The organism is Pseudomonas sp. DTU_2021_1001937_2_SI_NGA_ILE_001 (assembly GCF_032463525.1).
Classification (GTDB): domain Bacteria; phylum Pseudomonadota; class Gammaproteobacteria; order Pseudomonadales; family Pseudomonadaceae; genus Aquipseudomonas.
Genome location: NZ_CP135971.1, coordinates 2185066 through 2204504, shown reverse-complemented (window position 1 = coordinate 2204504; position 19439 = coordinate 2185066). Strand labels below are relative to the sequence as shown.

The following is a 19439-nucleotide window of genomic DNA, read 5'->3' as shown; positions in this document are numbered from 1 at the left end:
GGTTGGGGGCGAACGCCGACGATCAGCCGGCGTTGGTGCGGGCGATGGTGTCATCGCTGCGCAGGGTGAAGATTTCGTAGCCGTCGGCGGTGACCACCAGGGTGTGCTCCCACTGCGCCGAGAGCTTGCGGTCCTTGGTGATGGCGGTCCAGCCGTCGCCGAGGATCTTGGTCTCGGGGCGGCCCTGGTTGATCATCGGCTCGATGGTGAAGGTCATGCCTTCCTTGAGCTCCAGTCCGGTGCCGGCCTGGCCATAATGCAGGACCTGCGGCTCTTCGTGGAAGACCTTGCCGATGCCGTGGCCGCAGAACTCGCGTACCACGGAAAAGCCGTTCTTCTCGGCGTGCTTCTGGATCACTTCGCCGATATCGCCCAGACGTGCGCCGGGGCGCACCACCTCGATGCCTTTATAGAGGCACTCCTGGGTGACACGCGACAGGCGCTCGGCCCACTCCGGCACCTTGCCGACGTGGAACATCTTGCTGGTGTCGCCGTAATAGCCGTCCTTGATCACGGTGATGTCGATATTCAGGATGTCGCCGTTCTTCAGCGCCTTGTCCGCCGGAATGCCGTGGCACACCACATGGTTGATGGAGGTGCAGATCGACTTGGGGAAGCCCTTGTAGTTCAGCGGGGCAGGGATGGCCTGCTGGACGTTGACGATGTAGTCGTGGCAGATGCGGTCCAGTTCTTCGGTGGTGACGCCGGCCTTGACGTGCGGCTCGATCATCTCCAGGACTTCGGCGGCCAGGCGGCCGGCGATGCGCATCTTCTCGATGTCTTCGTGGTTCTTGATGCTGACGGTCATACGGGTCTCTCGGCACAGCCGCGCACGGCTCGAATACGGAAAACCGCGATTCTAACAGACCGCCGGGCGTGGAGTGACCCTTGCAAGCCATGGCCGGGTGGGTGAAAGGTGCGGGCGAGCGATAGATGCGGGTTTCTCTTCGTGGCTTTGTGTGATATAAAGTGCGCCGCTTTGCAGGGCTCGGCCCTGGAGCACAAACCCACACACGTGTCGACACGATGGCCTGGGTGCCTTTGGCGAATGCCTCTGGTTGGTCATTGGGATGCGTGGAGGCCTAACCCGACTTATCAAGGAACTATCATGTCCCAAGTCAATATGCGCGATATGCTGAAGGCCGGTGTGCACTTCGGCCACCAGACCCGTTACTGGAACCCGAAAATGGGCAAGTTCATTTTCGGCGCGCGCAACAAGATTCACATCATCAACCTGGAAAAAACCCTGCCGATGTTCAACGACGCCCTGTCGTTCGTAGAGCGTCTGGCCTCGGGCAAGAACAAGATCCTGTTCGTCGGCACCAAGCGTTCCGTCGGTAAGATCGTCGCTGAAGAAGCAGCACGTTGCGGTTCGCCGTACGTCGACCACCGCTGGCTGGGCGGCATGCTGACCAACTTCAAGACCATCCGTCAGTCGATCAAGCGTCTGCGCGAGCTGGAAACCCAGGCTGAAGACGGTACCTTCGCCAAGCTGACCAAGAAAGAAGCCCTGATGCGCACCCGCGACCTGGAAAAACTGGATCGCAGCCTGGGTGGTATCAAGGACATGGGCGGCCTGCCTGATGCTCTGTTCGTCATCGACGTCGAGCACGAGCGCATCGCTATCACCGAAGCCAACAAGCTGGGCATCCCGGTCATCGGCGTTGTCGACACCAACAGCAGCCCTGAAGGCGTTGACTACGTGATCCCAGGTAACGATGACGCCATCCGCGCCATCCAGCTGTACATGACTTCGATGGCTGACGCCGTCATCCGCGGCCGCAACAACGTTGCTGGCGGCACCGAAGTCTACGAAGAAGCTCCGGCTACCGCTGTAGAAGGCTGAGTAATCGACGCCAGGCGTTGACTCAGTACGCAAAAAGGGGGCTAGGCCCCCTTTTTGCCACCTCGGAAAACATCCGATGGCGCGGCCTTGTTGTCATCTGCTGCTGCCATCATGGATTTCCAAGAATTTGAACGCCCGTGTTCGGGTGGTGTGGCTAAGACCTATCCAAGAGGATTTTTGAAATGGCAGAAATTACTGCAGCGCTGGTCAAGGAACTGCGTGAGCGTACCGGCCAGGGCATGATGGAGTGCAAGAAGGCACTGGTTGCCGCTGGTGGCGATATCGAGAAGGCCATCGACGACATGCGTGCCTCGGGCGCCATCAAGGCTGCCAAGAAGGCTGGCAACATCGCTGCCGAAGGTTCCATCGCCGTGCGTGCCGAAGGTGGCCGCGCGCTGATCATCGAAGTCAACTCGCAGACCGACTTCCTGGCTCTGCAGGACGACTTCAAGGCGTTCGTCAAAGACAGCCTGAACGAAGCTTTCGAGCAGAACCTGACCGAAGCCGCTCCGCTGATCGCTTCCCGCGAGTCGGCTCGTGAAGCCCTGGTTGCCAAGTGCGGCGAGAACGTCAACATCCGTCGTCTGACCGCTGTTCAGGGTGAGACCATCGGTACCTACCTGCACGGTCACCGCATCGGTGTCGTAGTTGTCCTGAAGGGCGGCGACGAAGACCTGGCCAAGAAGATCGCCATGCACGTGGCTGCTTCCAACCCGGCTGTCGTACGTCCAGAAGACGTATCCGAAGAGCTGGTCGCCAAAGAGAAGGAAATCTTCCTGCAGCTGAACGCCGACAAGATCGCCGGCAAGCCAGAGAACATCGTCGAGAACATGGTCAAGGGCCGTATCGCCAAGTTCCTGAGCGAAGCCAGCCTGGTCGAGCAAGCCTTCGTCATGGATCCGGAAATCAAGGTCGGCGAGCTGGCCAAGAAGGCCGGTGCCGAAGTGGTTTCCTTCGTTCGCTACGAAGTCGGTGAAGGCATCGAGAAGAAAGAAGACGACTTCGCTGCCGAAGTTGCTGCTCAAGTGGCTGCTGCCAAGAAGCAATAAGACGGATTCGTTCTGTCGACCCGAAGAGGCTGCCCGCTTACGCGCGCAGCCTCTTTTTCAAAAAGCGACATGGGAATTTTTTCCCCGCAGGCGCAGTCTGCAAAACAGCTTTTCCTGGCGTCGCGTTAGTGCCGGGCTAAAGTTGACGCAGGCCTTGTGGCCTGCATGGATTTCATCATCACGTAATGCCGCAGGAGAGATTCGCAATGGCTCAGCAGAGCAGTGGTCACCAGGCTCGCTATAAACGCATTCTACTCAAGCTTAGCGGCGAGGCCCTGATGGGCTCCGAAGAGTTCGGCATCGATCCCAAGGTGCTCGATCGCATGGCGCTGGAAGTCGGTCAACTGGTCGGCATCGGCGTCCAGGTCGGCCTGGTGATCGGCGGCGGCAACCTGTTCCGCGGTGCGGCGCTCAGCGCGGCCGGCATGGACCGTGTCACCGGTGACCACATGGGGATGCTGGCCACGGTGATGAACGCCCTGGCGATGCGCGATGCCTTGGAGCGCGCCAATATCACCGCCATCGTGATGTCGTCCATCTCGATGACTGGCGTGACCGATCATTACGATCGTCGCAAGGCCATGCGCCACCTGAACTCCAAGGAAGTCGTCATCTTCGCGGCCGGTACCGGCAACCCGTTCTTCACTACCGATTCGGCAGCTTGCCTGCGTGCCATCGAGATCGATGCCGACGTCGTGCTCAAGGCCACCAAGGTCGATGGCGTCTACACCGCCGATCCGTTCAAGGATCCGAATGCCGAGAAGTTCGAGCGTCTGTCCTACGACGAGGTGCTGGATCGCAAGCTGGGTGTGATGGACCTGACGGCTATCTGCCTGTGCCGCGACCACAAGATGCCGTTGCGCGTCTTCAACATGAACAAGCCTGGCGCCCTGCTCAATATCGTGCAAGGTGGCGCTGAAGGAACCCTGATCGAGGAAGTTCAACAATGATCAACGACATCAAGAAAGATGCCCAGGAGCGCATGGGCAAGTCCATCGAGGCCCTGGGGCGCAACCTGGCTTCGATCCGTACCGGCCGTGCTCACCCGAGCATCCTCGACAGCATCAAGGTTCCGGCATGGGGCAGCGAGATGCCGCTGAACCAGGTCGCCGCAGTCACCGTGGAAGATGCTCGTACCCTGAAGATCGTCGCTCACGACAAGAACCTCAGTGCCGCCATCGAGAAGGCCATCCTGACCTCCGACCTGGGCCTGAACCCCAGCAGTGCCGGCACCACCATTCGTGTACCGATGCCAGCCCTGACCGAAGAGACCCGCAAGGGTTACACCAAGCAGGCGCGCGGCGTAGCCGAAGACGCCAAGGTAGCGGTGCGCAACGTGCGTCGTGATGCACTGGCCGACCTGAAGAAGCTCTCCAAGGACAAGGAAATCAGCGAAGACGAAGAGCGTCGCGCCGCCGATGAGCTGCAGAAGCTCACCGACAAGTTCGTGGCCGAAGTCGACAAGGCGCTGGAAGCCAAGGAAAAAGACCTGATGGCCGTTTGAGGTCGGGGCTTTTAATGGAAAATAACAAGCAGGCGGCACTGTCTTCGGTGCCGCGCCATGTCGCGATCATCATGGACGGTAACAATCGCTGGGCGAAGAAGCGCCTGTTGCCCGGTGTGGCCGGGCACAAGGCGGGCGTGGATGCCGTGCGTGCGGTGATCGAGGTGTGTGCCGAGGCCAGGGTCGAGGTGCTGACCCTGTTCGCCTTCTCCAGCGAGAACTGGCAGCGCCCGGCCGATGAGGTCGGTGCACTGATGGAGCTGTTTCTCAGCGCCCTGCGCCGGGAAACCAAGCGACTCAACGAAAACGACATCAGCCTGCGGATCATCGGTGATCGCACGCGCTTCCATCCTGAGCTGCAGGCGGCCATGCGCGAGGCCGAGCAGGCCACTTCCGGCAACAATCGTTTCGTCCTGCAGGTAGCAGCCAACTATGGCGGCCAATGGGATATCGCCCAGGCTGCGCAGCGTCTGGCTCGCGAAGTTCAGGCCGGTCATCTCAAGCCGGAAGACATTACCCCAGGTTTGCTGCAATCCTGTCTGGCGACCGGTGACCTGCCGTTGCCCGACCTGTGCATCCGTACTGGTGGCGAGCACCGTATCAGCAACTTCCTGCTCTGGCAGATGGCTTACGCCGAGTTGTACTTCTCCGACCTCTACTGGCCGGACTTCAAACACGACGCCATGCGCGCAGCGCTGGCCGATTTCGCTTCACGCCAACGTCGCTTCGGTCGAACCAGCGAACAGGTTGAAGCTGGAGCCCGTGCCTGATGCTCAAACAACGGATCATTACCGCCCTCATCCTCCTGCCGATCGCCCTGTGCGGATTCTTCCTGCTCAAGGGAGCGAATTTTGCCCTGTTCATCGGTCTGGTAGTCGTCCTTGGCGCCTGGGAATGGGCGCGCATGGCCGGCCTGGCCAGCCAGCCGATGCGCATCGCCTATGCCGCTGTGGTTGGCGTGCTGCTGTTCCTGCTTTACCTGCTGCCGGGGCTGGCGCCCTGGGTGCTGACGGCTGCCGTGCTTTGGTGGCTGTTGGCTACCTGGCTGGTGCTGACCTTTCCCGCGTCCAGCGAGCATTGGGCCAGCGCCTTGTGCAAGCTGGCCATCGGCCTGGTGATCCTGCTGCCGGCATGGCAGGGGCTGGTGCTGATCAAGCAGTGGCCGCTGGGCAACTGGTTGATCCTCTCGGTGATGATACTGGTCTGGGCAGCCGATATCGGCGCCTACTTCACCGGCAAGGCCATCGGCAAGCGCAAGATGGCGCCGAAGGTCAGTCCTGGCAAGAGCTGGGAAGGCTTCTACGGTGGGCTGGCAGTTTGCCTGGTAATTACCTTCGTGGTCGGTGTGCTGCGCGGCTGGTCGCTGGGCGAGTTCATCGCCGGTCTGGCGGCGGCGGCCGTGGTGGTGGTGATTTCCGTGGTGGGCGATCTGACCGAGAGCATGTTCAAGCGCCAGGCCGGCCTCAAGGACAGCAGCAACCTGTTGCCAGGCCATGGTGGTGTTCTGGATCGTATCGACAGCCTGACGGCGGCCATCCCGGTGTTCGCTGTGCTGCTCTGGGCCGCTGACTGGGGTGTGATGTGAGCGAGGTGCAGCAGGTCACGGTGCTGGGGGCGACGGGTTCCATCGGTCTGAGCACCCTGGATGTCATCGCTCGCCACCCTTCGCTTTACCAGGTGTTCGCACTGACGGGCTTCAGCCGTCTCGATGCGTTGGCGCAACTGTGCATCGAGCATCGTCCGCGTTTCGCCGTCGTACCTGATGCACAGGCTGCCGCCAGCCTGCAGGCCACCCTGGCGGAGGCTGGTTTGACGACCCGGGTGCTGGCAGGGGAGGGCGGTCTTTGCGAAGTGTCGGCTCACCCGGAGGTCGATGCAGTCATGGCGGCCATCGTCGGCGCTGCGGGACTGCGTCCGACACTGGCTGCGGTGGAGGCTGGCAAGAAAGTGCTGCTGGCCAACAAGGAGGCCCTGGTGATGTCCGGGGCGCTGTTCATGCAGGCGGTGAAGCGTCACGGTGCCGTGCTGTTGCCTATCGATAGCGAGCACAACGCGATTTTTCAGTGCCTGCCTGGCGACTACGCTCGTGGCCTGCAGACTGTCGGCGTGCGACGCATTCTGCTGACGGCCTCGGGCGGGCCGTTCCGCCAGACCCCGCTGGGGCAGTTGCAGGCGGTGACCCCCGAACAGGCCTGTGCTCATCCGGTGTGGTCGATGGGGCGCAAGATTTCCGTCGACTCGGCGACCATGATGAACAAGGGGCTTGAGCTTATCGAGGCCTGCTGGTTGTTCGATGCGCGGCCCGAGCAGGTCGAAGTGGTCATCCACCCCCAGAGCGTGATTCATTCGCTGGTGGATTACGTCGACGGCTCGGTGTTGGCTCAGCTCGGTAATCCCGACATGCGCACACCTATCGCCAACGCCCTGGCCTGGCCGACGCGCATCGACTCGGGTGTGGCACCGCTGGACCTGTTCCGTATCGGTCAGTTGAATTTCGAAGCGCCTGACGAACAACGCTTTCCATGCCTGCGCCTGGCGCGCCAGGCGGCGGAGGCCGGTGGCAGTGCTCCGGCGGTGCTCAATGCGGTCAACGAAGTGGCTGTGGCGGCGTTTCTCGAAGGGCGTATCGGCTACCTGGATATCGCGGGTATGATCGAGAGCGTGCTCGGTCAGGAGCCGGTGGTGCCGGTCGATGACCTGGAGGTCGTATTCGCCATGGATGCCAGGGCGCGAGTTCTGGCCGGGCAGTGGCTGGAACGCAACGGACGATAGATCCACGGACGGTTGGGGTGCTGTGCGGCATCAGGGGCAGGCGCCAGGCCTGCGATGATTGACACGCTGGCCGGCGAGCCGGTCCCCGGAGAATGAAGATGAGTGCTTTATATATGATCCTCGGGACCCTGGTGGCCCTGGGGGTGTTGGTAACCTTCCACGAGTTCGGTCACTTCTGGGTGGCGCGTCGCTGTGGCGTGAAGGTGCTGAGGTTTTCGGTAGGCTTCGGTACGCCGCTGGTCCGCTGGCATGACCGGCACGGTACCGAGTTCGTGGTCGCGGCCATTCCTCTGGGCGGCTACGTGAAGATGCTCGACGAGCGCGAAGGCCATGTGCCGGCTGAGCTGCTCGGGCAATCGTTCAATCGCAAGACGGTCGGTCAGCGCATTGCCATCGTCATCGCCGGCCCTACGGCCAACTTCATCCTTGCCATCGTGTTTTTCTGGGCCGTGGCCATGCTCGGCAGCCAGCAGGTGCGTCCGGTCATCGGCAGTGTCGAGCCGGGCAGCATCGCGCAGCAGGCCGGCCTGACCGCAGGCGAGGAAATCGTCGCAGTCGACGGCAAGGCGACTACAGGCTGGTCGGCGGTGAATCTGCAACTGGTGCGCCGCCTCGGCGAAACCGGCACCGTGGAACTCAAGGTGCGTGACAAGGGGGCGAGCGCCGAGGTCTCCCGTCAGTTGGTGCTCAAGGACTGGCTCAAAGGGGCCGACGAGCCAGACCCTATCCGTTCTCTGGGTATCCAGCCGTGGCGCCCGGCCCTGGCGCCGGTGCTCGCCGAGCTGGATCCCAATGGCCCGGCGCAGGGCGCGGGACTGAAGACCGGCGATCGCCTGCTGGCACTCGATGGTCAGCCGGTCAGCGAATGGCAGCAGGTAGTCGACTGGGTGCGCGAGCGACCCGATGCGAAAGTAGAGTTGCGTGTCGAGCGCGACGGCGTGCAGTTGGACGTGCCGCTGACCCTCGCCGTACGTGGCGAGGGCAAGTCGGCCACCGGTTATCTGGGAGCTGGTGTGAAGGCTGGCGAATGGCCGGCGCAAATGCTTCGTGAAGTCAGCTACGGGCCCCTGGAGGCTGTGGCCGAAGGCTTCAAGCGCACCTGGAACATGAGTGTGCTGACCCTCGAATCGTTGAAGAAAATGCTCTTCGGGGAGCTCTCGGTAAAAAACTTGAGTGGACCGATAACCATTGCTAAAGTGGCGGGCGCTTCAGCCCAGTCGGGCGTGGGCGACTTCCTGAATTTCCTGGCCTATCTGAGCATAAGCCTGGGGGTTCTCAATTTGCTGCCCATCCCTGTACTGGATGGTGGGCATTTGCTGTTCTACCTGATCGAGTGGGCCCGTGGTCGGCCGCTGTCGGAAAGGGTACAGGGTTGGGGGGTTCAGATTGGTATCAGTCTGGTGGTGGGCGTGATGTTGCTCGCACTGGTCAACGATCTGGGTCGACTGTAAAGCTTCGCTCCGTAGCGAATCTGCCGCTTTACGCGGCAGTTTGTTTATTGCCAGTTGGAATAAAAGGACTTCATGAAACGTCTGCTGCTAACTGCGGCTCTTGCCGTACTGATGATTGCTGAAGTTCACGCCGAGTCCTTCACCATCTCCGATATCCGTGTCAATGGCCTGCAGCGGGTTTCCGCCGGCAGCGTCTTCGGCGCACTGCCATTGAACGTCGGTGAGCAGGCGGATGATGGCCGTCTGGTGGAAGCGACCCGTGCGCTGTTCAAGACCGGCTTTTTCCAGGACATCCAGCTGGGCCGTGATGGCAACGTGCTGGTTATCACTGTAGTCGAGCGTCCTTCGGTTGCCAGCATCGAGATCGAAGGCAACAAGGCGATCTCTACTGAAGACCTCATGAAGGGCCTGAAACAGTCCGGCCTGGCCGAAGGCGAGATCTTCCAGCGTGCCACCCTCGAAGGCGTGCGCAACGAGCTGCAGCGCCAGTACGTGGCCCAAGGCCGCTACTCTGCCGAAGTCGATGCCGAAGTCGTGCCCCAGCCGCGCAACCGCGTTGGCCTGAAGATCAACATCAACGAAGGCACCGTTGCGGCCATCCAGCACATCAACGTGGTGGGCAATACCGTATTCCCCGACCAGGACCTGATCGACCTGTTCGAACTCAAGACCACCAACTGGCTGTCGTTCTTCAAGAACGACGACAAGTACGCCCGCGAAAAACTCTCCGGTGACCTGGAGCGCCTGCGTTCCTACTACCTCGATCGCGGCTACATCAACATGGACATCGCCTCGACCCAGGTGTCCATCACGCCCGACAAGAAAAGCGTGTACATCACCGTCAACATCAACGAAGGCGAGAAGTACAGCGTCAAGTCGGTCAACCTCAGCGGCGATCTGAAGGTCCCCGAGGATCAGGTCAAGTCGCTGATGCTGGTGCAGCCTGGCCAGGTGTTCTCGCGCAAGGTGATGACCACCACCTCCGAACTCATCACCCGTCGTCTGGGTAACGAAGGCTACACCTTCGCCAACGTCAACGGCGTGCCGAAGCCCAATGACGAAGATCACACCGTCGACATCACCTTCGTCGTCGATCCGGGCAAGCGTGCCTATGTCAACCGCATCAACTTCCGCGGCAACACCAAGTCCGCCGACGAAGTGCTGCGTCGCGAAATGCGCCAGATGGAAGGCGGCTGGGCTTCGACTTATTTGATCGACCAGTCTAAAACCCGTCTGGATCGCCTGGGCTTCTTCAAGGAAGTCAACGTCGAGACCCCGGCCGTGCCGGGTACCGATGACCAGGTAGACGTGAACTACGCGGTTGAAGAACAGGCTTCCGGCTCGATCACCGCCAGCGTCGGTTTCGCCCAGAGCGCCGGCCTGATCCTCGGTGGTTCGATCAGCCAGAACAACTTCCTCGGCACCGGTAACAAGGTCAGCATCGGCCTGACCCGCAGCGAATACCAGAGCCGCTACAACTTCAGCTACGTCGATCCGTACTGGACGCCGGACGGTGTCAGTCTGGGCTACAACGCCTTCTATCGCAGCACCAACTACGACGACCTCGACGTCGACGTGGCGAGCTACGCGGTAGACAGCCTGGGCGCCGGTGTCAGCCTCGGCTACCCGATCAGCGAGACCTCGCGCCTGACCTACGGCCTGAACGTCCAGCAGGACAAGATCAAGACCGGCAAGTACACCGTCGACGAGATCTTCGACTTCATCGACCGCGAAGGCACCAGCTTCCTGAACTTCAAGGCGTCCATCGGCTGGTCCGAGTCGACCCTGAACAAAGGCGTACTGCCGACCCGTGGCCACTCCCAGAGTCTGGTGCTGGAATCGACCATTCCGGGCAGCGACCTGTCGTTCTTCAAACTCGACTACCGTGGCCAGTACTTCTATCCGATCAACGACACCTACACCCTGCGCCTGCACACCGAGCTGGGCTACGGTGACGGTTATGGCTCCACAGACGGCCTGCCGTTCTACGAGAACTACTACGCCGGTGGCTTCAACTCGGTACGTGGCTTCAAGGACAGCACCCTCGGGCCGCGCAGTACGCCGAGTCGCGAGAACGCCGCCCGTGGCACGCTGCTCGACCCGGACCAGGACCCGCTGCCGTTCGGTGGCAACGCCCTGGTACAGGGTGGCGTGGAGCTGATGTTCCCGCTGCCGTTCATCAAGGACCAACGTTCCCTGCGCACCTCGCTGTTCTGGGACGTGGGTAACGTGTTCGACACCAACTGCGATTCCAACCGTACGGTTCCAAGCACCGGGCAGAAAGTCGAGTGCCGCAATATCGACTTCTCCGGCATGGCCAGCTCCGTGGGTGTCGGCGTAACCTGGATCACTGCCCTGGGCCCGCTCAGCTTCGCTCTGGCGATGCCGGTCAAGAAACCGGATTCGGATGCCGAAACCCAGGTCTTCCAATTCTCCCTGGGCCAGACCTTCTAAGGTCTGGTTCGCGAAACGATAACGAATTCTGTAGGAGTGTATCGTGCGTAAGTTGACCCAATTGGCCCTGCTGGCCACCGTTCTGGTTGCAACTCCGGCATTCGCCGACCTGAAGATTGCCGTGCTGAACTACCAGATGGCCCTGCTGGAGTCCGACGCAGCGAAGAAGTACGCCGTGGATGCCGAGAAGAAGTTCGGCCCGCAACTGACCAAGCTCAAGAGCCTGGAAACCAGCGCCAAGGGCATCCAGGACCGTCTGGTAAGCGGCGGTGACAAGATGGCCCAGCAGGAGCGCGAGCGCCTGGAGCTGGAATTCAAGCAGAAGGCCCGTGACTTCCAGTTCCAGTCCAAGGAACTGAACGAAGCCAAGGCTGTGGCTGACCGCGAAATGCTCAAGCAGCTCAAGCCCAAGCTGGACCAGGCCGTCGAAGAAGTGATCAAGAAAGGCGGTTATGACCTGGTGTTCGAGCGTGGCGCCGTCATCGACGTCAAGCCTCAGTACGACGTGACCCGCCAGGTCATCGAGCGTATGAACCAGCTGAAGTAACCATGAGCGCCCCCATCAAGCTCGGCCAGCTGGCCGAGTTCCTAGGCGCCACGCTGCGTGGCGACAAGGACAAGGACATCGACGGGCTGGCCACGCTGCAAGAGGCCGGCCCGACTCAGCTCAGCTTCCTGGCCAATCCCCAGTACCGCAAGTTCCTCACCGACACCCAGGCCGGTGCCGTGCTGCTCAAGCCGGCCGATGCCGAAGGCTACGCCGGTGACGCGCTGCTGATCGCCGACCCTTACCTGGCCTATGCGCGCATCTCGCACCTGTTCGATCCCAAGCCCAAGGCGGCGGCCGGTATCCACCCGACGGCCTGTGTGGCGGAAGATGCGCAGGTCGACCCTACGGCGAGCATCGGCCCGTACGTGGTGATCGAAAGCGCCGCGCGCATTGGTGCCGGTGTCACCCTGGGCGCGCATTGCTTCATCGGCGCGCGCAGTGTGATCGGCGAAGGCGGTTGGCTGGCGCCGCGCGTCACGCTGTACCACGACGTGCGCATCGGTCAGCGGGTGGTCATCCAGTCTGGCGCCGTTCTCGGAGGTGAAGGCTTCGGCTTCGCCAACGAAAAAGGCGTATGGCAGAAGATTGCCCAGATTGGTGGCGTGGTGATCGGTGATGACGTGGAGATCGGCGTGAATACCGCCATCGACCGCGGTGCGCTGGCCGACACCCGGATCGGCAATGGCGTGAAACTGGACAACCAGATCCAGATCGCCCACAACGTCCAGGTGGGAGACCACACGGCCATGGCCGCCTGTGTTGGCATCTCCGGCAGCACCCGTATCGGCAAGCACTGCATGCTGGCCGGCGGTGTCGGGCTGGTCGGCCATATCGATATCTGCGACGGCGTGTTCATCACTGGCATGACAATGGTGACCCATTCGATCACCGAGCCCGGCTCCTATTCGTCGGGTACGGCCATGCAGCCGGCTGCCGAATGGCGCAAGAGTGCCGCGCGCATCCGCAAGCTCGACGACATGGCGCGTCGGCTGCAGAAACTGGAAAAGATCGTCGAGACCGTGACCTGCGACGCCAATGCTTCATCTGATGGCTGATATCTTTTTCATATCAGGCGGGCCTGGCTGCTAGGCTGGCCCCTGATATTTGTAGAAGGGCGCCCTGAGAGCGCTCTCTTTCTTTACTACAGGCTTCCCCTCGAAATGATGGACATCAACGAAATTCGCGAATACCTGCCTCATCGTTACCCGTTCCTGTTGGTGGATCGTGTGGCGGAGCTGGATCTCGAGAACCAGAGCATTCGCGCCTACAAGAATGTCAGCGTCAACGAGCCCTTCTTCAATGGCCATTTCCCTCAGCACCCGATCATGCCGGGCGTGCTGATCATCGAGGCCATGGCCCAGGCGGCAGGTATCCTGGGTTTCAAGATGCTTGATGCCAAGCCATCCGATGGCACGCTCTACTACTTCGTGGGTTCGGACAAACTGCGTTTCCGCCAGCCGGTGGTGCCAGGCGACCAGTTGACCCTGGAAGCCAAGTTCGTCAGCCGCAAGCGGCAGATCTGGAAATTCGAATGCCAGGCTTCGGTCGATGGCAAGTCGGTCTGCTCGGCTGAAATCATCTGTGCGGAACGCGAACTATGAGTTTGATCGACCCTCGCGCCATCATCGATCCGACGGCCATCCTGGCTGACAACGTGGAGGTCGGCCCGTGGTCGATCATCGGACCTGGTGTGGAAATCGGCGAGGGTACAGTGATCGGCCCCCACGTGATCGTGCGTGGCCCGACGCGTATCGGTCGGCACAACCGCATCTACCAGTTCTCCTCGGTCGGTGAAGACACCCCTGACCTCAAGTACAAGGGTGAAGACACGCGCTTGGTGATCGGTGATCACAACGTGATCCGCGAAGGCGTGACCATTCACCGTGGCACCGTGCAGGATCGCGCCGAAACCACCCTGGGCGACCACAACCTGATCATGGCCTATGCCCACATCGGCCACGACAGCGTGATCGGCAACCACTGCATTCTGGTCAACAACACCGCGCTGGCCGGGCATGTGCACGTCGATGACTGGGCCATCCTGTCCGGCTACACCCTGGTCCACCAGTATTGCCACATCGGTGCCCACAGCTTCTCCGGCATGGGCACGGCCATCGGCAAGGACGTTCCAGCGTTCGTCACCGTGTTCGGCAACCCCGCCGAGGCGCGCAGCATGAACTTCGAAGGCATGCGCCGGCGTGGTTTCTCGGAAGAGGCCATTCACGCGCTGCGCAAGGCCTACAAGATCGTCTACCGCCAGGGGCTGATCGTCGAACAGGCGATCATCGCCCTGGCCGACCTCGCCGCCGCGCACCCTGAGGTGGCGATGTTCCTGCAGTCGATTCAGTCCTCGACCCGCGGCATCACGCGCTGACCATGAGCCAGGCATTGCGTATCGCTCTGGTCGCCGGCGAGGCGTCCGGTGATATCCTCGGCTCCGGCCTGATGCGCGCCATCAAGACGCGCTACCCCGACGCCACGTTCATTGGCGTCGGCGGGCCGCTGATGGAAGCCGAGGGCATGCAGTCCTATTTCCCCATGGAGCGTCTGTCGGTCATGGGCCTGGTGGAGGTGCTCGGGCGTCTGCGTGAGCTGCTCGCCAAGCGCAAGGAACTGATCAAGACCCTGATCGCCGAGCGCCCTGATGTGTTCATCGGCATCGATGCGCCGGATTTCACCCTCAATATCGAACTGCAGCTGCGCCGTGTCGGGATCAAGACCGTGCATTACGTCAGCCCGTCGGTATGGGCCTGGCGCCAGAAGCGGGTGCTGAAGATCCGCGAAGGCTGCGACCTGATGCTGACCCTGCTGCCGTTCGAGGCGCGCTTCTACGAAGAACAGGGCGTGCCGGTACGCTTTGTCGGCCATCCGTTGGCCGACACCATTCCCCTGGAAGCCGACCGTGCCGCCGCCCGCGCCGAGCTGGGCCTGGGTGACGGGCCGCTGGTGGCCTTGATGCCGGGCAGTCGCGGTGGCGAAGTAGGGCGCCTTGGCGCGTTGTTCTTCGATACCGCGCAGCGCCTGCTCGCCGAACGTCCTGACCTGCGCTTCGTGTTGCCTTGTGCCAGTGCTGCCCGGCGTGCGCAGATCGAGCAGCTGTTGCAGGGGCGAGACTTGCCGCTGACCCTGCTCGATGGCCGTTCGCACCTCGCCCTGTCCGCCTGCGACGCCGTGTTGATCGCTTCGGGCACGGCGACCCTCGAAGCCCTGCTGTACAAGCGTCCGATGGTCGTTGCCTACCGTCTGGCGCCGCTGACCTTCTGGATTCTCAAGCGCTTGGTGAAAAGTCCCTACGTGTCGTTGCCCAACCTGTTGGCCGGTCGCTTGCTGGTGCCCGAGCTGTTGCAGGACGACGCGACCCCGGAGGCGCTCGCCCGGCAGATGCTGCCGTTGATCGATGGCGGCCTCGGGCAGACCGAAGGCTTCGACCAGATCCACCGCACCTTGCGCCTCGACGCCTCGAACCAGGCGGCCCGCGCGGTGCTCGAGCTGGTCGGCCGTAACCCTGAACCCTGAACCTTGAGGGAGCGCAGCATGCAGATGGGCCTGGATTTCACCCTGGTCGAAGACCTGGTTGCCGGTGTCGACGAAGTCGGGCGTGGGCCTTTGTGTGGCCCGGTGGTCACGGCGGCGGTGATTCTCGACCCGGCGCGGCCGATTCTGGGTCTCAACGACTCGAAAAAGCTCACTGAGGCGCGCCGCGAGAAGCTGTTCGACGAAATTCGTGAAAAGGCCCTGGCCTGGTGCATCGCTCGTGCCGAGGTGGAGGAGATCGACCGCTTGAACATCCTGCATGCCACCATGCTGGCCATGCAGCGCGCCGTCGAGGGGCTGAGCGTCACGCCGAAACTGGCGCTGATCGACGGCAACCGCTGTCCGAAGCTGGCGGTGCCCAGTGCGCCGGTGGTGCAGGGTGACGCCAGGGTGCCAGCCATCGCGGCGGCGTCGATCCTGGCCAAGGTCAGTCGTGACCGGGAAATGGCCGAGCTGGAGCTGGTCTATCCCGGCTATGGCATGGGCGGGCACAAGGGCTACCCGACACCCGTTCATCTGGAAGCCCTGGCGCGTCTGGGCCCCACGCCGATCCATCGGCGCTCGTTCGCTCCGGTGCGTGCCGCTTGGGAGGCGCTGGCGGTGGCCGCACCGCTCAGTTCGGCCGGCTTGCTGCAGGACTGACGTTTCCCGCCGGGCTGGGTACAATCCCGACCTTCGTTTCACCTGTCCACGCGCTATAGGATCTTCATGTCGGCTTCTTTCGTTCATCTGCGCCTGCATACCGAATACTCGCTGGTAGACGGCCTGGTCCGGGTCAAGCCGCTGGTCAAGGCGCTGGCCGGCATGAACATGCCTGCCGTGGCGGTCACCGACCAGAGCAACATGTGCTCCCTGGTCAAGTTCTACAAGGCGGCGCAGGGCGCGGGCATCAAACCGATCTGTGGCGCCGACCTGTGGCTGGCCGGCAAGAGTGCCGATGCGCCGCTCAGCCGCCTGAGCCTGCTGGTGATGAATCCGCAAGGCTACCGCAACCTCACCGAGCTGATCTCCCGTGGTTTCACCGAAGGGCAGAGCAATGGCCAGATCGTTGTCCAGCGTGAGTGGGTGGCCCAGGCCAGCGAAGGCCTGATTGCGCTTTCCGCAGCCAAGGAGGGCGAGATCGGCATGGCGCTGCTCGCCGGGAACCCCGGTGAGGCCGACGAGCTGCTGCGCGAATGGATGGCTGTGTTCCCCGAGCGCTTCTACATCGAAGTGCAGCGCACCAATCGGGTCAACGACGAAGAGCATCTGCATGCCGCGGTAGCCCTGGCCGACCGTCATGGCGCGCCGCTGGTGGCGACCAACGATGTGCGCTTCCTGCGCCAGGAAGATTTCGAGGCCCACGAGACCCGCGTATGCATCGGTGAGGGTCGGGCCCTGGATGACCCGCGGCGCTCGCGCAACTACAGCGACCAGCAGTACCTCAAGAGCGCGGCGGAAATGGCCGAGCTGTTCAGCGACCTGCCCGAGGCGCTGGAAAACACCGTCGAGATCGCCAAGCGCTGCAACATCGACGTCAAGCTGGGCACCTACTTCCTGCCCAACTTCCCGATTCCCGATGGCATGACCATCGACGAATATTTCCGCAAGGTGTCCTTCGACGGCCTGGAAGAACGCCTTTCCGTGCTGCTGCCGCCGGATTCGGAGAATTACCTCGAACGCAAGCAGGTGTATATCGACCGGCTCAACTTCGAGCTGGACATCATCATCCAGATGGGTTTTCCCGGTTACTTCCTCATCGTGATGGACTTCATCCAGTGGGCCAAGAGCAACGGCGTGCCGGTCGGCCCTGGCCGGGGTTCGGGTGCCGGTTCGCTGGTGGCCTACGTGCAGAAGATCACCGACCTCGACCCGCTGGCCTACGACCTGCTGTTCGAGCGTTTCCTCAACCCGGAACGGGTCTCGATGCCCGACTTCGACGTCGACTTCTGCATGGACGGTCGTGACCGGGTCATCGACTACGTGGCCGAGAAGTACGGCCGTAACGCGGTCAGCCAGATCATCACCTTCGGGTCCATGGCGGCCAAGGCGGTGGTGCGTGACGTGGCGCGGGTGCAGGGCAAGTCCTATGGCCTGGCTGACCGCCTGTCGAAGATGATCCCCTTCGAAGTAGGCATGACCCTGGAGAAGGCCTACGAGCAGGAAGAGATCCTGCGCGACTTCCTCAAGAACGACGAGGAAGCGGCAGAAATCTGGGAGATGGCCCTCAAGCTCGAAGGCGTGGTGCGTAACGTCGGCAAGCACGCCGGTGGCGTGGTGATCGCGCCAACCAAGCTCACCGACTTCGCGCCGATCTATTGCGACGAGGCCGGCGACGGCCTGGTGACCCAGTTCGACAAGGATGACGTCGAGGCGGCGGGTCTGGTGAAGTTCGACTTCCTCGGCCTGCGGACCCTGACCATCATCGACTGGGCCCTGGAGACCATCAACCGTGACCGCCAGCGCGATGGCCAGGACCCGCTGGACATCGCCTTCATCCCGCTGGATGACAAGCCGACCTACGAGCTGCTGCAACGTGCCGAAACCACGGCAGTGTTCCAGCTCGAATCGCGGGGCATGAAGGAGCTGATCAAGAAGCTCAAGCCCGACTGCCTGGAAGACCTCATCGCACTGGTGGCGCTGTTCCGTCCCGGCCCGCTGCAATCGGGCATGGTCGACGACTTCATCAACCGCAAGCACGGTCGTGCCGAACTGGCCTACCCGCACCCGGACTACCAGTACGAAGGCCTGCAACCGGTACTGGCGCCGACCTACGGCATCATCCTGTACCAGGAACAGGTGATGCAGATCGCCCAGGTCATGGCCGGCTATACCCTCGGTGGTGCGGACATGCTGCGCCGCGCCATGGGCAAGAAGAAGCCCGAGGAAATGGCCAAGCAGCGCGGCAGCTTCATCGATGGCTGCAAGGCCAACAATATCGATGCCGACCTGGCGGGTAACATCTTCGACCTGGTGGAAAAGTTCGCCGGCTACGGTTTCAACAAATCCCACTCGGCCGCCTATGGCCTGGTCTCGTACCAGACCGCCTGGCTGAAGATGCACTACCCGGCGCCATTCATGGCGGCGGTGCTGTCGGCGGATATGCACAACACCGACAAGGTCGTGACCCTGATCGAGGAAGTGCGCAGCATGAAGCTGCGCCTCGATGCGCCAGACGTGAACATCTCCGAGTTCAAGTTCACGGTCAGCGACGATGGTCGGATCATCTACGGCCTGGGCGCGATCAAGGGCGTCGGCGAAGGCCCGGTGGAAGCCATTACCGAGGCGCGCAAGGATGGCCCGTTCAAGGACCTGTTCGACTTCTGCGCTCGGGTCGACCTCAAGCGCGTCAATAAACGTACCCTCGATGGCCTGATCCGCAGCGGCGCTCTGGACCGTCTGGGTCCTTACTTCGAGCTGGAGCCCAAGGCCTACCAGGCCAACATCGACCGCAATCGCTCGGTGCTGCTGGCCGCGCTCGAAGAGGCCATCCAGGCGGCCGAGCAGACCGCGCGCAGCCGTGACAGCGGTCACTCGGACCTGTTCGGCGGACTGTTCGAAGCCGAAGATGCCGATGTCTACGCCAACCACCGCAAGGCACGGGAAATCACGCTCAAGGAGCGTCTGCGCGGCGAGAAGGAAACCCTCGGTCTGTACCTTACCGGCCACCCCATCGACGAATACGAAGGCGAGATTCGCCGCTTCGCCCGGCAGCGCATCATCGATCTCAAGCCGGCTCGCGATACCCAGACAGTGGCTGGCCTGGTCATCGCCTTGCGGGTGATGAAGAACAAGAAGGGCGACAAGATGGGCTTCATCACCCTCGACGATCGCTCGGCACGCATCGAGGCCTCGCTGTTCGCCGAGGCCTTCCATTCGGCGCAGTCGCTGCTGCAGACCGATGCGATCGTGGTGGTCGAAGGCGAGGTGAGCCACGACGACTTTTCCGGTGGCCTGCGTCTGCGGGCCAAGCGTGTCATGAGTATCGAAGACGCGCGTACAGGCCTCGCCGAAAGCCTGCGCCTGACGGTGAATGCCCAGGCGCTCAAGGGCGACCGGCTGCGCTGGCTGGGCGACCTTTGCCGGCGCCATCGCGGCGCCTGCCCGATCACCCTGGACTACACCGGGCAGGACGCCAGAGCGGTTCTGCAATTTGGCGAAGAATGGCGAATCGATCCCGCAGACAACCTGATTCAGGCCCTGCGTGACCAGTTCGGCAGGGAGAACGTCTTTCTCCAGTATCGCTGAACGCAGACAACCTGAAACTTTAAACTCGACCTTAAAACGCTCCTTCCGTATG

The 19439-nt window shown here is 62.1% G+C and carries 17 protein-coding genes; 16 read left to right on the top strand and 1 reads right to left on the bottom strand.

Translation table 11 applies throughout. From position 1 onward, the window contains the following. Nucleotides 1-22: 22 nt before the first annotated feature. Nucleotides 23-808 carry a type I methionyl aminopeptidase gene (gene map / locus RRX38_RS09355; protein ID WP_295477123.1) on the bottom strand — a complete coding sequence of 262 codons (786 nt, stop codon included), beginning with the start codon at nucleotides 806-808 and terminating at the stop codon, nucleotides 23-25. A 300-nt stretch (nucleotides 809-1108) separates the two neighbouring features. On the opposite strand from map, the gene rpsB reads away from it, so the two are divergent. The 16 genes from rpsB (at nucleotide 1109) to dnaE (ending at nucleotide 19387) form a co-directional block, all read left to right on the top strand. Beyond that, complete coding sequence (rpsB, locus tag RRX38_RS09350) at nucleotides 1109-1846, top strand: 30S ribosomal protein S2 (RefSeq protein ID WP_295477121.1); 738 nt, start codon at nucleotides 1109-1111, stop codon at nucleotides 1844-1846. A 182-nt stretch (nucleotides 1847-2028) separates the two neighbouring features. Continuing rightward, the gene (tsf, locus tag RRX38_RS09345; RefSeq protein WP_295477119.1) at nucleotides 2029-2895 is read left to right on the top strand and encodes a translation elongation factor Ts; all 867 of its coding nucleotides are present in this window, start codon (nucleotides 2029-2031) and stop codon (nucleotides 2893-2895) included. A 206-nt stretch (nucleotides 2896-3101) separates the two neighbouring features. Then, a complete protein-coding gene (pyrH, locus tag RRX38_RS09340; protein WP_295477117.1) occupies nucleotides 3102-3845 on the top strand; it encodes a UMP kinase in 744 nt (247 codons plus the stop codon). Continuing rightward, nucleotides 3842-4399 (top strand): ribosome recycling factor, encoded by a 558-nt coding sequence (gene frr, locus RRX38_RS09335; protein WP_295477115.1) that lies wholly within the window; start codon nucleotides 3842-3844, stop codon nucleotides 4397-4399. Before pyrH ends, frr begins: the two co-directional genes overlap by 4 nt. 14 nt (nucleotides 4400-4413) lie before the next feature. After that, complete coding sequence (gene uppS, locus RRX38_RS09330) at nucleotides 4414-5169, top strand: polyprenyl diphosphate synthase (protein WP_295477113.1); 756 nt, start codon at nucleotides 4414-4416, stop codon at nucleotides 5167-5169. Further along, nucleotides 5169-5984, top strand: a complete 816-nt coding sequence (locus RRX38_RS09325; protein ID WP_315962311.1) for a phosphatidate cytidylyltransferase — start codon at nucleotides 5169-5171, stop codon at nucleotides 5982-5984. The genes uppS and RRX38_RS09325 overlap by 1 nt, the downstream gene beginning before the upstream one ends. Beyond that, nucleotides 5981-7171, top strand: a complete 1191-nt coding sequence (gene ispC, locus RRX38_RS09320) for a 1-deoxy-D-xylulose-5-phosphate reductoisomerase (protein WP_315962310.1) — start codon at nucleotides 5981-5983, stop codon at nucleotides 7169-7171. Before RRX38_RS09325 ends, ispC begins: the two co-directional genes overlap by 4 nt. Before the next feature lie 98 nt (nucleotides 7172-7269). Next, entirely contained in the window at nucleotides 7270-8622 is a 1353-nt protein-coding gene (rseP, locus tag RRX38_RS09315) for a sigma E protease regulator RseP (RefSeq protein WP_315962309.1), read from the top strand. A gap of 72 nt (nucleotides 8623-8694) precedes the next feature. Then, entirely contained in the window at nucleotides 8695-11076 is a 2382-nt protein-coding gene (bamA, locus tag RRX38_RS09310; protein ID WP_315962308.1) for an outer membrane protein assembly factor BamA, read from the top strand. Between the two features lie 43 nt (nucleotides 11077-11119). After that, on the top strand, nucleotides 11120-11623 hold the full coding sequence (locus RRX38_RS09305) for an OmpH family outer membrane protein (RefSeq protein ID WP_295477104.1): 504 nt from the start codon (nucleotides 11120-11122) through the stop codon (nucleotides 11621-11623). 2 nt (nucleotides 11624-11625) lie between these two features. Beyond that, nucleotides 11626-12681 carry a UDP-3-O-(3-hydroxymyristoyl)glucosamine N-acyltransferase gene (gene lpxD, locus RRX38_RS09300; RefSeq protein ID WP_295477102.1) on the top strand — a complete coding sequence of 352 codons (1056 nt, stop codon included), beginning with the start codon at nucleotides 11626-11628 and terminating at the stop codon, nucleotides 12679-12681. 105 nt (nucleotides 12682-12786) lie between these two features. Beyond that, nucleotides 12787-13227, top strand: a complete 441-nt coding sequence (gene fabZ / locus RRX38_RS09295) for a 3-hydroxyacyl-ACP dehydratase FabZ (RefSeq protein WP_295477100.1) — start codon at nucleotides 12787-12789, stop codon at nucleotides 13225-13227. Further along, nucleotides 13224-14000, top strand: coding sequence for an acyl-ACP--UDP-N-acetylglucosamine O-acyltransferase (gene lpxA / locus RRX38_RS09290; protein ID WP_315962307.1), 777 nt, complete (start codon nucleotides 13224-13226; stop codon nucleotides 13998-14000). Before fabZ ends, lpxA begins: the two co-directional genes overlap by 4 nt. A 2-nt stretch (nucleotides 14001-14002) precedes the next feature. Then, nucleotides 14003-15142: a lipid-A-disaccharide synthase gene (lpxB, locus tag RRX38_RS09285; RefSeq protein WP_295477096.1), complete on the top strand. Its 1140-nt coding sequence runs from the start codon at nucleotides 14003-14005 to the stop codon at nucleotides 15140-15142. An 18-nt stretch (nucleotides 15143-15160) separates the two neighbouring features. Beyond that, nucleotides 15161-15802 carry a ribonuclease HII gene (rnhB, locus tag RRX38_RS09280; protein WP_295477094.1) on the top strand — a complete coding sequence of 214 codons (642 nt, stop codon included), beginning with the start codon at nucleotides 15161-15163 and terminating at the stop codon, nucleotides 15800-15802. A 66-nt stretch (nucleotides 15803-15868) separates the two neighbouring features. Further along, nucleotides 15869-19387 carry a DNA polymerase III subunit alpha gene (gene dnaE / locus RRX38_RS09275; RefSeq protein ID WP_295477092.1) on the top strand — a complete coding sequence of 1173 codons (3519 nt, stop codon included), beginning with the start codon at nucleotides 15869-15871 and terminating at the stop codon, nucleotides 19385-19387. The last annotated feature ends 52 nt before the right edge of the window (nucleotides 19388-19439 follow it).

Coding starts and splice junctions, on each gene's coding strand:
- rpsB (WP_295477121.1), top strand. CDS start 1,109: ATGTCCCAAGTCAATATGCGCGATATGCTGAAGGCCGGTGTGCACTTC.
- pyrH (WP_295477117.1), top strand. CDS start 3,102: ATGGCTCAGCAGAGCAGTGGTCACCAGGCTCGCTATAAACGCATTCTA.
- dnaE (WP_295477092.1), top strand. CDS start 15,869: ATGTCGGCTTCTTTCGTTCATCTGCGCCTGCATACCGAATACTCGCTG.
- map (WP_295477123.1), bottom strand. CDS start 808: ATGACCGTCAGCATCAAGAACCACGAAGACATCGAGAAGATGCGCATC.
- uppS (WP_295477113.1), top strand. CDS start 4,414: ATGGAAAATAACAAGCAGGCGGCACTGTCTTCGGTGCCGCGCCATGTC.
- rseP (WP_315962309.1), top strand. CDS start 7,270: ATGAGTGCTTTATATATGATCCTCGGGACCCTGGTGGCCCTGGGGGTG.
- lpxD (WP_295477102.1), top strand. CDS start 11,626: ATGAGCGCCCCCATCAAGCTCGGCCAGCTGGCCGAGTTCCTAGGCGCC.
- lpxB (WP_295477096.1), top strand. CDS start 14,003: ATGAGCCAGGCATTGCGTATCGCTCTGGTCGCCGGCGAGGCGTCCGGT.
- tsf (WP_295477119.1), top strand. CDS start 2,029: ATGGCAGAAATTACTGCAGCGCTGGTCAAGGAACTGCGTGAGCGTACC.
- RRX38_RS09325 (WP_315962311.1), top strand. CDS start 5,169: ATGCTCAAACAACGGATCATTACCGCCCTCATCCTCCTGCCGATCGCC.
- frr (WP_295477115.1), top strand. CDS start 3,842: ATGATCAACGACATCAAGAAAGATGCCCAGGAGCGCATGGGCAAGTCC.
- bamA (WP_315962308.1), top strand. CDS start 8,695: ATGAAACGTCTGCTGCTAACTGCGGCTCTTGCCGTACTGATGATTGCT.
- lpxA (WP_315962307.1), top strand. CDS start 13,224: ATGAGTTTGATCGACCCTCGCGCCATCATCGATCCGACGGCCATCCTG.
- fabZ (WP_295477100.1), top strand. CDS start 12,787: ATGATGGACATCAACGAAATTCGCGAATACCTGCCTCATCGTTACCCG.
- rnhB (WP_295477094.1), top strand. CDS start 15,161: ATGCAGATGGGCCTGGATTTCACCCTGGTCGAAGACCTGGTTGCCGGT.